The following is a 12,756-nucleotide window of genomic DNA, read 5'->3' on the forward strand; positions in this document are numbered from 1 at the left end:
AGGTCCCTTAATTTATTGTTAAAACGTTTCCCAGTTATCGCCACTGGCCGTTGCCGTCTGCGGACGTGAAGGGTCAGGCGTAGTGGTCACGAAAGCGCGTTTAATCGCGCTTATTCCTGTTAAACGAAACGTGCCAACGGCTTCCGTTAAGCGTGCAGCCTGCTCTTCCAGAGACGCCGCCGCAGCCGATGCTTCTTCAACCAGCGAGGCATTTTGCTGCGTAACCTTATCCATTTCTGATATCGCCTGGCTCACCTGTACGATGCCCCGGCTCTGCTCATCAGAAGCCGCCGCAATTTCTAACATAATGTCGGTGACGCGTTTTACCGCATCGACAATATCCGTCATCGTATTGCCCGCCGCGACGACTTCTCCGGAGCCCTGATCAATCAGTCGGACCGATTCGCTGATCAATCCTTCAATCTCTTTTGCCGCCTGAGCGCTGCGGCTTGCCAGCGTACGGACCTCACTGGCCACCACTGCAAATCCACGCCCCTGCTCTCCTGCCCGCGCCGCCTCAACCGCCGCGTTCAGCGCCAGGATATTGGTCTGGAAAGCAATGCTATTAATCACGGCTGTGATTTCGGAGATTTTCTTCGAGCTCGTTGAGATATTGCCCATGGTTTTCACCACGCCAGAAACCATCTGACCGCCCCGACTGGCCTTGCCGGACGCATCTTCCGCCAGCTTGCTTGCGTGATGCGCGTTGTCGGCGTTTTGCTTCACCGTGGCGGTCAGCTCTTCCATGCTGGCTGCCGTTTGTTCAATCGCTGCGGCCTGTTGTTCAGTACGTGAAGACAGATCGGTATTACCCGCCGAAATCTCACTGGTACCGCGGTAGATTTCTTCCGCGCCCTGACGTACCGTGCCCACCGTTTTCCCCAACGATCGTTGCATTGCCTGTAGGTGACGGCTCAGGCGACCAATTTCGCTACGCCCGGTCGGTTCATCTTGCATCGTCAGATCGCCCGCGGAAATTTGCTCAATACGCTTGGCCGCGCGTAACAGAGGATGAATGACCGTGCGGCGCAGAACAATGAACGTCATTACGGTCAGCGCCAGCGCAAGAACGAATGCACCCAGCATAAAAGCCATGCCGAGTTGTGTACGCTGATGCGCCTGCTCGCTTAACTGGTTCGCCCTTGCGGTACGAATGTCGATCGCTTTTAACAATACCTTATTGTAAGCAGAGTCCAGCGGTCGGGCCTGTTCATTTTCATGGTTGATGATCGCTTCAAACATGCCGTTTTTAGCGTACTTCAGCATGGGCTGTAAGCCGTCGGTATAGGCTTTGAAGCTGGCGCTCAGTTCAGCATCTAGCGCTTCATCAGCAGACGTTTTTACCGCACGCGACATATACGCGTTAAAACCGTCCTGCGACTGCTTGATCCGTTTTTCGGCCTCGGCAATATTGGCCTTCATGTCATCCATTTCGGCGATACGGCTCGCCGCGCCGGCGTGGATCATATTGATACGTGCGGTGCGTAAGTGGTTAGAGCTGTTAGATAACCCCATCCTGACCTGAATCTCATCGGTCACGTCGCGCTGATCGCGATCGGCCTGCATAAGAAAATAGCTTGCCAGCCCAGAACTTAGGGCGAACAGCAGGAGAATGCCACCGAGAATGGAGGAAAACAGCGGAACCAGCCGGATTTGATGCAGAAAGCCCAGTTTATGCTGGGCTTGCATCGATGTAGTGTTGTCCATGACCGTCGACTCTCTTGTAGGGTTTATGCGTGAAAACACGCCCGTTAGATAGTCATCGGCAATCCGGGAAGTTTACTTACCTTGAAAAGCGCCGGATTCGTCACACTTTCACAACATAATTCTAAAAAATTCAGGAAAGTGCCAGCGGTTAAATCCGCTGGCCAATGAATCAGTTATCGCCAAAGTGGATAACGGTACGGATGGACTTACCCTGATGCATTAAATCGAACGCTTCGTTAATCTGCTCCAGCGGTAAACGGTGGGTGATAAACGGATCCAACTGAATTTTCCCACTCATCGCATCTTCAACCATGCCAGGAAGCTGAGTGCGCCCTTTCACGCCGCCAAATGCGGAGCCGCGCCAGACACGCCCGGTAACCAGTTGGAATGGACGCGTTTTGATCTCTTGTCCTGCTCCCGCCACGCCAATGATGATGCTTTCGCCCCATCCTTTATGGCAACATTCCAGCGCTGCGCGCATCACGTTAACATTACCGATACATTCAAAGCTAAAATCCACACCGCCGTCAGTCAGTTCGACGATCACATCCTGAATCGGTTTGTCGTAATCCTTCGGGTTGATGAAGTCGGTCGCGCCCATCTCACCTGCCAGCTTAAATTTTTCCGGATTGGTATCAACGGCCAGAATACGCCCGGCTTTCGCCTGCACCGCGCCCTGAATGACCGCCAGACCAATACCGCCCAGACCAAATACGGCTACGGTGTCGCCTTCTTTCACTTTTGCGGTGTTATGGACGGCTCCGATACCGGTGGTCACGCCACAACCCAGCAGACACACTTTGTCCAGCGGGGCCTGCGGGTTAACCTTCGCCAGAGAGATCTCCGCGCAAACAGTGTATTCGCTGAAGGTGCTGGTGCCCATATAGTGATAAATCGGCTCACCGTTATACGAGAAGCGCGTTGTGCCATCCGGCATCAGACCTTTGCCCTGGGTCGCACGTACGGCCTGGCACAAGTTGGTTTTACCCGATTTACAGAACTTACACTCGCCGCACTCTGCGGTGTACAGCGGGATCACATGATCGCCCGGTTTCAGACTGGTAACGCCTTCGCCTACTTCAACCACAATGCCACCACCTTCATGGCCAAGTACCGCCGGGAATACGCCTTCCGGATCGTCGCCAGAGAGCGTAAAGGCGTCGGTGTGGCACACGCCGGTATGGGTAATTTTAACCAGCACTTCACCTTTCTTTGGCGGTGCGACGTCGATTTCGACAATTTTTAACGGTTGGCCGGGGCCGAATGCAACTGCTGCACGTGATTTCATTTGTCTCTTCCCATTATTGCGAGGTGATGGTGTTATTTTAGATAAGCACGCAGAAGATGGCCGATTTCAGCCATGCGCACGGCACGCTGATCTGGCGTAGTTTCCCCGCTGACCAGCTCGTCTTTCAGATGGATCTCAACCATTTCGCCCATCAGGCCATTGGATGCACCGCGCACGGCGGCAATTTGCTGCAGGATAGCCAGACACGGTTCGCCGGACTCCAGTGCGCGCTCAAGCGCATCAACCTGACCGCGAATACGGCGTACACGGGTGAGAATGCGTTTCTTGTCTTCAGGTGAATGCGGCATACGCCCTCCAGATACTATAGGGGGGTATACTATCAGATTTGTTATTTGGCTGTAAAATATATGATTACTGATTATGTTAACGCATTGATTTTTATTATATTAGTTTGAACAACACCCTGATTGATTTTAACTGTGTCAGATGCACCCAAAGATTATGTAGATTAATAAGGCCTGCCTGAGCCAGTATCGCCAGGGTGATCATCAATGTGGACGCGGTAATCACAAGCATCAAACGACTAATATTTTTCTGGATCCTGATCTGCTGCTTTTCCCGTTTATCTTCAGATTCCCATGAAACAATTGTTGAAATAGCCTTGCCCTGAATATAATATTTTTCATCACTAAATCTGACATCCTCTGTAATTACAAGTGACTGGAGCAGCAGAAAGACCTTCCTCCTGAAATCTTCATTCTTGATATGTTTATACCAAAGCGTCCCGTACAATAGATCAATAACCTCATCACATGTTACTCCAGTGTGAGTTTTCTCTGGCGATTGATGTACATATTCGTTCACCAGCATCTGTAGCAACATTATACGATCAAGTCCACTCAACGCCTTGTTACTGGCGAATGAAGAAAAGAGATTGCTTTTTGCTCTCGTCAGAGCATTTTTTACATAAGCAATACGCGTAAAATAATTTATTGCAAAAAGAAAAATCGAATTAAACCTTAACGGACCTTGCTTTCTCCAATGAATAATCTCAACATTCATTTTTTCAATATCATTGAGTGGAAGGTTTATTTTCTCCATATAGGCGTGCTGCTCAGCATGCCATTTTTCAAGCACAACATTTTTGCCTCTTAGACTCACAAGCTGATATTTTTCTTGTTTTACATCCGAAAAATAAACACCATAGTAATTATATACTTGATCATCCACATGATTTTTCAGAGTAAACCGTGGCAGAAAATAACGCCATAATTTACCTTTAGCTCTCGAAACTAACGATTCTATGAACATGATTACGCTCTAACATCTTTAAATTGTCACAGTTAATGATAGTTCACTGTGCGAATAAAAAAGCCCTCCCCATTCGATAATGAGGAGGGCTTTTTGTACACCGATTTAGTGCTTATCAGTGATCTCAACAACGACATGGCGATCTGGAGCAAGACAATTAATCAGCTGCTGTCCGGTCTGCCCATCACAACTGGATCCCGTGACAGAATCACTCGAACCATATCCTTGTGCAGTAATATTTGCAGCCGGCATGCCTAATGCGACTAATTCATCGGCGACAGCCTGCGCGCGTTGGGCCGACAGTTGCTGGTTATAATCTGCGGCTCCGGTGCGATCGCTATAGCCAATAACAACGGTCGCTTTATCTTTTGCCGGTTGCAGACCGGGGTTTCGGTATAGCTGCGCAATCGCCGCTTTCCCTTCTGGGGTTAGTGCTGCTGAATCATAACCAAACATCACATCAGATTTTAAGTTAAAACGCTGAGGTTCAGGCGCAGGAGTTGCGGCAACTGCCGGTGCAGGCGTAACCTCCGCGTCGTTATGCTGGCCAAAGCGATATGACAACCCAGCGGTAACGGAACTAACATCACTTGATACGCCAATCTGGTTTTCATTACCCACATTGCTCACCCATTGATATTCCACGCGTCCAGCCCAGTTCTTGTTAAAGGCATATTCCGTACCAACAGCCACAACCGGACGCACACCAGTATCAAAGCGGTTATTGCCTTTAATATCTGACTCCGCGCGATATCCCATTGCCCCTGCACGGCCGTAGAGATCCCAATTATCTGTCAGACCATAACTTGCCTTCAGAGATAATTGCAGGCCCTGACTTTTCATTTGAGAACCAGATGCGCCATTTTTACCGTTGAATTGCATATTGCCTAAATAGTCATAACCGCCTTCAACTGCCAGCCATGGAGTAATCTGATAGCCTGTAAATACACCACCACCGACGTTATCGCTATCAAAACCAACATCACCATATTTATTACCATTGGCCCCCGTTTGCTGGCTTGCGCTGGTATCAAAGTAATGTGACCAACCAAATTTCCCACCAGCATACCAGGTTCCCGCATCCGCGGCGGCAAATGCCGTAGTCGCGGTCAGCGCATTTGCAATAATGAGTGTAATAAGCGTCTTTTTCATAAATTTCCTATTATAGACTTGCCGTTTGTCAGTTAGTTATCTGTTAGTCGGCGCTACAATAAGATTTTTAATGAAGGCTGATAATCGTTTTTTTATTTATTTCTGGACAGTTTTAGAATCGCTCTGGACGCTTATTTACGATAACAATGGCTATCCCACCCGCAGTAAATCGCTATATCTCGTTGTATAACGCGGTGAAAGCATATCTCGCTTCATTGCCCACGGTTGTTGTATACCTTGTCCGGCAAAATAGAGTGTTCCTTTACCCTTTTCAGCATTGAGTGTATCCAGAACGGCCATCAGCTTATCGCTGTTATGCCGTGGGGCGTTGTCATCAAACAGATTCAACTGCGCAACGCCAGAACTAAAAAAATCGCCCAGCATGACCCCTGCTTTTTGATAACGCAGCCCCTCCCGCCATATTGCGTCCAGGCTACGTGTGGCCGCCCTTATAATTTCCCGACTATCCTGGGTTGGTGTCAGCAGTTTTATCGATGCGCTGTTACCGTAATACGGTTCATTCAGGGAAAATGGGCTGGTTTTGATAAACGTAGAGATAAACCGGCAGAACTGGTGCTCTCTGCGTAATTTTTCCGCAGCACGTGCAGCATAGGTACAAATAGCCTCTCTCATCGCATTGTAATCCGTGAGTTTTTCACCAAACGATCTTGAACAAATGATCTCCTGCTTAACTGGCGCAAACTCTTCCAACGCCAGGCAAGGTTCACCGCGCAATTCCCGCACAGTGCGCTCAAGCACGACGTTGAAATGTTTGCGGATAAAGCGAATATCGGTATCCGCCAGGTCGCATACTGTTTTAATACCCATGGCGTCCAGTTTTTTACTGATACGGCGTCCGACACCCCAGACTTCATCAACCGGGAGCGCAGCCATCAGCTTACGCTGACGCTCAATATTCGAGAGATCCACCACCCCGCCAGTCTGTTCCTGCCACTTTTTGGCAGCATGGTTCGCCAGCTTGGCCAGGGTTTTGGTCTGGGCGATACCGACCCCAACCGTGAGGCGTGTTTTCTGTAAAATGGTTTCTCTGATTTCACGACCAAAATCTGTAAGATCCCTGCAGTTTCGCACGCCGGTTAAATCACAAAAGGCTTCATCGATACTGTACATTTCCACGCGCGGAGACAGCTCCTCCAGAATCGACATTACCCTGCTACTCATATCCGCATACAGCTCGTAGTTCGAACTAAAGCAGAACACGCCGCAGCGCCTGAACAGATCTTTCTGTTTGAAGTATGGTGCTCCCATATTGACGCCAAGCGCCTTCGCTTCCGCGCTACTGGCAATGACACAACCATCGTTATTTGAAAGAACAACAACGGGTTTACCTTTCAGGTCCGGTCGGAATGCCGATTCACAACTGGCATAAAACGAATTAACATCCACCAGCGCAAACATAATCAACCCGCGGATTTAATGATAAATGTCACCACGCCAAATATATCCAGCGTGTCCTCGCTGCCGATCATGATCGGTGCGTAGGCGCTGTTCTCTGGCTTCAACATCACCACCGGATGCAATTGCAGGCGCTTAACGGTGAATTCGCCTTCAATAGCAGCAATCACAATGTCTCCGTGGGCCGCTTTTCTGGCACTGTCGACTACCAACAAGTCGCCAGCACCGATCCCTGCCCCCATCATGGAGTCGCCAGACGATTTAACAAAATAGGTTGCGCTGGGATGCTGCACCAACAGGTCGTTAAGATCGATACGTTTCTCAACGTAATCCTGCGCCGGAGAAGGAAAACCGCAGGGCACGAGATCGCTAAATAGCGGGAAGTGTTTGATTTCGGGGGGTTCAACTGGCTGGAAAAACAACATAATAATCTGCCTCTCATATAACTGTATTTATATACAGTAGTTTTAATGAGGACAGTGATCAAGTGACAGACGTGGCGAACTGAGCGTTGTTTAATCATCTTGCCGGTAAGCGTTTATGCTGTCTGGAAAAATAATTTACGATTTTATTCCATGTTAGCGGTCGCCTTATGGCAAACGCGCGGCATGGTGGATTGTCGCCATTGCCGCGGCCTAAAAAAATGCCCCGCATTTGCGGGGCGTTACCTCAGGAGCGTTTGCGCGGCATCATGCGCAGCAGCGTATTATCCTTCCAGAAATAGTGATGCATCAGGGCCGCAACGGCATGCAGGGCAATAACAAAATAGCCCAGGTTTGCCAGCGTCACGTGCCAGGACTTCAGCATATCCACTAAATCAAAGTTGGCCTCTGCCGCATGCGGCATAACGATGCCGAATGCAATCCACGGGTTACCCCGGTTGTACATCATCACCAGCCCAATAATCGGCAGGACAATAAACAACAGATAGATAACCAGATGCCCCAGATGCGCCATGCCGGTCATCATTGGCTTCGGTTTCGGCACAATCGGCGGAGCCGGGTATTTCAGCCTGACCAGCAAACGCGCCACCATCAGCGTTAAAATAGTGATACCGCAGGAGACGTGCACCATGTTGAACAAGGGGCGATAGCTGCGCGGGAAAAATCCGCGAAACTCCATGGCACTGTAGGCCACAATAACCAACAAAAAGACCAGCCAGTGAATACCGATTTGCAGGCCAGAATACTTATTCCCCATAACACTTCCTGAATAAAAACAATAATGCGTCAACATAACGGGCTTTTGTTAAAAATTCATTAACTTTTGTTCACCCATTTTCAGTCGCTTACGCTTAACCGCAAGAACCGCTATTGCCGAGGATGCCTGTCTGGACTAAGCCTGGTAGGGAAAATATGTCGTACCGCCTCATCCTGACAGGAGAAAACCATGAGTAAAATTGGCATTAACGGTTTTGGTCGTATCGGTCGTCTGGTATTGCGTCGACTACTGGAAGTCAAAAGCAACGTGGAGGTTGTGGCCATTAATGACCTCACCTCACCTAAAATTCTCGCCTATCTGTTAAAGCACGATTCAAACTACGGCCCGTTTCCCTGGAGCATCGACTTTACCGAAGACGCGCTGATTGTCGACGGTAAAAAAATCGCGGTTTACGCAGAAAAAGAGGCCAAAAATATCCCATGGAAAACCACTGGCGCTGAGATAATCATCGAATGCACCGGTTTTTATACCTCGACAGAAAAAGCCAACGCACACCTGGATGCAGGTGCCAAAAAAGTGCTGATATCCGCCCCGGCTGGCGACATGAAGACCATTGTCTTTAACGTCAACGACGACACAATGGATGCGAACGATCGGATTATCTCGGTCGCATCGTGCACCACCAACTGCCTGGCACCGATGGCGAAAGCGCTGCACGATAGCTTCGGTATTCAGCTTGGCACTATGACCACCATCCACGCCTACACGGGAACGCAGTCGCTGGTTGATGGTCCACGCGGGAAAGATCTGCGCGCCTCACGGGCTGCGGCAGAAAATATCATTCCCCATACCACCGGAGCCGCCAAAGCCATTGGTCTGGTCATTCCGGCGTTGAGCGGAAAATTAAAAGGCCACGCCCAGCGTGTTCCGGTGAAAACCGGATCCGTTACGGAACTGGTTTCGATATTGGGGAAAAAAGTCACTGCTGAAGAGGTCAACAACGCGCTGAAAAAAGCCACGCAAAATAATGAGTCATTTGGTTATACCGATGAGGAGATTGTCTCATCAGATGTCATTGGCTCGCATTTCGGTTCGGTATTTGATGCAACACAAACCGAGATTACCGAAGTGGGCGATCTGCAACTGGTAAAAACCGTCGCCTGGTACGATAACGAATACGGTTTTGTCACCCAGCTTATTCGTACGCTGGATAAATTTATCAAGCTCTAATGTTCTGGCGGAGGCCTGCCTCCGCCCTCTTTCATTTCCCGCGAATTCAATACGTTGTGAGTCTCTCCCCGTTTTCGATTCACTGACTGTGCTATAGCTAACCTTTGCCACTGAGGGAGCATAGTAATGGAAGCACTGAGTCGTGAAACGTTAGAAAACATGATGGAGCAAGCCGTTGCCCACGCAACCACCGTCTCATTCTGGCCGCAGAGTGAAGCCCCCGGAGCAAAAAACAGCGATGCGGTGTTTACGCCTGAACCCCGACATACAGGAACATCTCAGTATGATCGTGCTGTCACCGGTATTCGCGCCCCGGAAATTACCGTTTATGCCCCCGAAAAACCTAACGGCGTAGGGATCCTTGTTACACCGGGAGGTTCTTACCGTCGCGTGGTGATGGATAAAGAAGGCAGCGTACTGGCACCATTCTTTAACGCTCGCGGTTATACCCTGTTTGTGATGACCTACCGCATGCCGGGTGATGGCCATGAGGAAGGTGCAAACGCGCCGCTGGCCGATGCCCAGCGCGCCATGCGCTACATTCGCGCCAACGCCCATGAATGGAAAATTAACCCTGATCGTATCGGTGTGTTGGGCTTCTCTTCCGGTGGTCACGTAGCCGCCAGCCTGGGAACCCGGTTTGCCGAACCGGTTTATACACCGATTGATAGCATAGACGAGCAACCTGCGCGTCCTGCGTTCATGGCACTGGTGTACCCGGTTGTCACCCTGCGCGAAGATATCGGTCACCCGGGATCCCGTCTTGAGCTGGTTGGCGCTACGCCAGAAAAGGAAGATCTGCGCCACTATTCTCTGGAAGAACGCGTGGATAGCACAACGCCGCCGACGTTCCTGCTACACGCCATTGACGATCCGGCGGTGAAAGTGGAAAACAGCCTGGTTTTCTTTAATGCGCTACGTGAGCAGGGCGTTCCGGTCGAAATGCATCTGTTTGAACGCGGTAAGCACGGATTTGGTATTCGCGATGCGCAAGGGTTACCGCTGGCCATCTGGCCGGAAATGATGATGAACTGGATCGCCACCAAAGTGTGAGAATTGCGCCGGGTGGCGTACAGGCTCACCCGGCGAAAAACTTAAGACTGCAAATACACTACCTGTGTTTGCAGGTATTCATTCAGACCGTGTTTACCATCTGCCCCGCCAATCCCGGACTTGCGCCAGCCAGCGTGGAAGCCCTGCATCGCCTCGAAGTTTTCGCGATTAATATAGGTTTCGCCAAACTTCAGTCCCTTAATCGCCTTCATTGCCGTATTCAGATTCTGCGTATAGATCGATGAGGTCAGTCCGTAGTCGCTGTCATTGGCCATTGTCAGCGCCTGTTCCAGCGTATCAAATGCAACCACCGGCAGCACCGGACCAAACGTCTCCTCGTGCATAATCGCCATATCCTGGCGCACGTCTAACAGTAACGTCGGCGGATAGTAATAACCTTTGCCGGCAACGGCTTTACCGCCCAGCACCACACGGGCGCCTTCCTGCACCGCTCGCTCGACTTTTTGCTCTACACGCTCCAGCGCAGCGGCGTTAATCAGCGGCCCCATCGCAATGTCATTGCGTTCGGCCGGATTGCCAAACTGCACGGCTTTCATCGCCTCACCCAGACGATTAACGAACTGGTCATAGATACCTTTCTGAACGTATACGCGCTCGGCACAGTTGCATACCTGTCCGGTATTAATCACCCGTGAGTCAACAATGGCCTTCACTGCCAGCTCAAGGTCAGCATCGTCCATCACGATAGCTGGAGCTTTACCACCCAACTCCAGACAAACTTTGGTGATGTTTTTGGCCGCTGCGGCCATAATTTTCTCACCTGCGCCGACGCTACCGGTCATGCTCACCATGGCGACCTTCGGGTTTCCGGCCAGCTCCTGACCGACCGTTTCACCGCGTCCCAGCACCAGGTTAAAGACTCCGCGCGGTAAACCAATGTCATCAACAATTTTGGCAAAGGCGATGGCGTTATTCGGTGTGAATTCACTCGGCTTAATGACGATGGTATTCCCCGTCAGCAAGGCGGGAGCCAGTTTGCGGGCAATCAGGAAAAACGGGAAGTTCCACGGTAGAATGCCCGTCGTCACGCCCAGTGCACGCTTAAACAGCAGGATATTCTCACCCGGGCGATCGCTTTGCAGGATCTCGCCTTCATAACGACGCGCCCACTCCGCCATGTAATCGATATAGTCGGCGGTAAACGCGACTTCAACGTCAGCCAGTTGTTGAATTTTTCCACCTTCCGCCACAATCAACGCGCTGATTTCATCGGCTCGCTGGCGGATACCTGCAGAAATTTTGCGTAACCAGTTTGCCCGTTCAATGGCAGGCAACGCTTCCCATTGCGGCTGAGCGCGATCCGCAGCATCGATCGCTTTACGCGCATCTTCGGCACGCCCATCGGGAATACGCGAGATAATCTCTTCCGTGGCCGGATTGACGACATCAATCCAGGCGTCATCGTGCCAGGTCACAAACTGCCCATCGATATACATAGGATGTTGTACGGGTACTGACATGCGGCTCTCCTGTGATTGATTTGTTTTTAACAAGTAAAACTATTGTTAATTAATATCAATCATGCATGACGCATTATCGCTGGAGTGGCGGTTCTGTGAACTGCTTCATAAAAGCATCTGGAAAAGTGATGATGAAGAGAAAAAACGGGTGGGCTTTCTGCCCGTTTGCCATAAAACGCCGACAAACGGGCAGCAAAAATTACAGAGAACGGCTCTCCAGTAAGTCGGTCAGCGCGGTATCATTTTTTAGCTGCTGCCAGGCTTGCTCAACGTCCTGGGGAATATCAACATGTACGATAAAATCGTGTCCACAGGGCCCATACCCGGCAGCATCATCCCGCAGGCGCGGAAGTTCACCGGTAATGAGAGAAAGATAGCGGTCTACCGACCACAGACCTTCTGCCGCGGGCACAAAATCCACGCCGTTGTGCTGTTGGGCCAGTTCAGGAATGAAACCAGGGAAACTCAACCAGCGCGGCGCATGTTGCTCATCGCGGGTTACGCGCTGAAACGTGGCCATTGTGCGGCGTTGCATAGTGGGATCCTGCACCACAATGACGGTATGAATGCTTTCTGCCGCCTGATTCAGTAACGCACAGCTAAATCGGGCATTTTCACCGCAGTTTGTCGACTGATCTTCCACCCAAATTTTCTCACCCGGAATTTGCCAGAACTGGTGAGCAATATCGGCAAGGATCGCCGCTTCCGCGCGTCCGGTAGTACGAATGATGCTATAACGCGGATGCTGGGCAATCGCATCATACAGAAAGCGCGTGGAATGACCGATACCACCGCTAATCAGCAAGGGAACCTGTTGCTCTTTCGCGATCCGACAGGCGGCGTCGATGGTAGGAATAACCGCGTTTCCTGCCAGAATCACGCAATCTGACTGAACGGTGATATTCCCCGTAAAATCATTCTGCGCCAGCCATCGCCCTACGGTATTGATAGCCGCAAGGGTGGTTGCGGAAAGTGTCGGAAACTGACTCATATTGA

Annotated in this window: 12 protein-coding genes; 2 read left to right on the forward strand and 10 right to left on the reverse strand. The window is 50.6% G+C overall.

Features of this window, described 5'->3' with window-relative positions; genetic code table 11:
• Positions 1-18: 18 nt before the first annotated feature.
• The 8 genes from OGX89_RS00385 to cybB all read right to left on the reverse strand — a co-directional run bounded on the left by OGX89_RS00385 (position 19) and on the right by cybB (position 8,035).
• Positions 19-1,707, reverse strand: coding sequence for a methyl-accepting chemotaxis protein (locus OGX89_RS00385; protein ID WP_126957611.1), 1,689 nt, complete (start codon positions 1,705-1,707; stop codon positions 19-21).
• A gap of 169 nt (positions 1,708-1,876) precedes the next feature.
• Positions 1,877-2,995 carry an S-(hydroxymethyl)glutathione dehydrogenase/class III alcohol dehydrogenase gene (locus OGX89_RS00390; protein ID WP_126957613.1) on the reverse strand — a complete coding sequence of 373 codons (1,119 nt, stop codon included), beginning with the start codon at positions 2,993-2,995 and terminating at the stop codon, positions 1,877-1,879.
• A gap of 32 nt (positions 2,996-3,027) precedes the next feature.
• On the reverse strand, positions 3,028-3,303 hold the full coding sequence (locus tag OGX89_RS00395) for a metal/formaldehyde-sensitive transcriptional repressor (RefSeq protein ID WP_003833178.1): 276 nt from the start codon (positions 3,301-3,303) through the stop codon (positions 3,028-3,030).
• Between the two features lie 94 nt (positions 3,304-3,397).
• Entirely contained in the window at positions 3,398-4,186 is a 789-nt protein-coding gene (locus OGX89_RS00400) for a hypothetical protein (protein ID WP_126957615.1), read from the reverse strand.
• Positions 4,187-4,372: 186 nt separating this feature from the next.
• A complete protein-coding gene (gene ompA / locus OGX89_RS00405; RefSeq protein WP_126957617.1) occupies positions 4,373-5,419 on the reverse strand; it encodes a porin OmpA in 1,047 nt (348 codons plus the stop codon).
• A 150-nt stretch (positions 5,420-5,569) separates the two neighbouring features.
• Complete coding sequence (locus OGX89_RS00410; RefSeq protein ID WP_063940790.1) at positions 5,570-6,838, reverse strand: Y-family DNA polymerase; 1,269 nt, start codon at positions 6,836-6,838, stop codon at positions 5,570-5,572.
• Positions 6,839-6,840: 2 nt separating this feature from the next.
• Positions 6,841-7,260 (reverse strand): translesion error-prone DNA polymerase V autoproteolytic subunit, encoded by a 420-nt coding sequence (locus OGX89_RS00415; RefSeq protein WP_126957619.1) that lies wholly within the window; start codon positions 7,258-7,260, stop codon positions 6,841-6,843.
• 244 nt (positions 7,261-7,504) lie between these two features.
• Positions 7,505-8,035 carry a cytochrome b561 gene (gene cybB, locus OGX89_RS00420; RefSeq protein WP_003833183.1) on the reverse strand — a complete coding sequence of 177 codons (531 nt, stop codon included), beginning with the start codon at positions 8,033-8,035 and terminating at the stop codon, positions 7,505-7,507.
• Positions 8,036-8,224: 189 nt separating this feature from the next.
• Between cybB and gap the strand changes: the two genes are divergently transcribed.
• Entirely contained in the window at positions 8,225-9,226 is a 1,002-nt protein-coding gene (gene gap / locus OGX89_RS00425) for a type I glyceraldehyde-3-phosphate dehydrogenase (RefSeq protein WP_008784871.1), read from the forward strand.
• 126 nt (positions 9,227-9,352) lie between these two features.
• Complete coding sequence (locus OGX89_RS00430) at positions 9,353-10,279, forward strand: alpha/beta hydrolase (RefSeq protein ID WP_126957621.1); 927 nt, start codon at positions 9,353-9,355, stop codon at positions 10,277-10,279.
• Positions 10,280-10,320: 41 nt separating this feature from the next.
• Here OGX89_RS00430 and aldA read toward each other — a convergent pair whose 3' ends face one another.
• Together aldA and OGX89_RS00440 are read right to left on the reverse strand one after the other, a co-directional pair.
• A complete protein-coding gene (gene aldA / locus OGX89_RS00435; protein WP_063940795.1) occupies positions 10,321-11,760 on the reverse strand; it encodes an aldehyde dehydrogenase in 1,440 nt (479 codons plus the stop codon).
• A gap of 199 nt (positions 11,761-11,959) precedes the next feature.
• Positions 11,960-12,751 (reverse strand): YdcF family protein, encoded by a 792-nt coding sequence (locus OGX89_RS00440; protein ID WP_126957623.1) that lies wholly within the window; start codon positions 12,749-12,751, stop codon positions 11,960-11,962.
• Positions 12,752-12,756: the final 5 nt, after the last annotated feature.

Source organism: Citrobacter sp. Cpo103, assembly GCF_030332605.1.
Taxonomy (GTDB): domain Bacteria; phylum Pseudomonadota; class Gammaproteobacteria; order Enterobacterales; family Enterobacteriaceae; genus Citrobacter; species Citrobacter portucalensis.

Bases quoted from the DNA above. Each gene is read 5' to 3' on its own strand.
- OGX89_RS00385 (WP_126957611.1), bottom strand. From the start codon at position 1,707: ATGGACAACACTACATCGATGCAAGCCCAGCATAAACTGGGCTTTCTG.
- OGX89_RS00390 (WP_126957613.1), bottom strand. From the start codon at position 2,995: ATGAAATCACGTGCAGCAGTTGCATTCGGCCCCGGCCAACCGTTAAAA.
- OGX89_RS00395 (WP_003833178.1), bottom strand. From the start codon at position 3,303: ATGCCGCATTCACCTGAAGACAAGAAACGCATTCTCACCCGTGTACGC.
- ompA (WP_126957617.1), bottom strand. From the start codon at position 5,419: ATGAAAAAGACGCTTATTACACTCATTATTGCAAATGCGCTGACCGCG.
- OGX89_RS00410 (WP_063940790.1), bottom strand. From the start codon at position 6,838: ATGTTTGCGCTGGTGGATGTTAATTCGTTTTATGCCAGTTGTGAATCG.
- OGX89_RS00415 (WP_126957619.1), bottom strand. From the start codon at position 7,260: ATGTTGTTTTTCCAGCCAGTTGAACCCCCCGAAATCAAACACTTCCCG.
- cybB (WP_003833183.1), bottom strand. From the start codon at position 8,035: ATGGGGAATAAGTATTCTGGCCTGCAAATCGGTATTCACTGGCTGGTC.
- gap (WP_008784871.1), top strand. From the start codon at position 8,225: ATGAGTAAAATTGGCATTAACGGTTTTGGTCGTATCGGTCGTCTGGTA.
- OGX89_RS00430 (WP_126957621.1), top strand. From the start codon at position 9,353: ATGGAAGCACTGAGTCGTGAAACGTTAGAAAACATGATGGAGCAAGCC.
- aldA (WP_063940795.1), bottom strand. From the start codon at position 11,760: ATGTCAGTACCCGTACAACATCCTATGTATATCGATGGGCAGTTTGTG.
- OGX89_RS00440 (WP_126957623.1), bottom strand. From the start codon at position 12,751: ATGAGTCAGTTTCCGACACTTTCCGCAACCACCCTTGCGGCTATCAAT.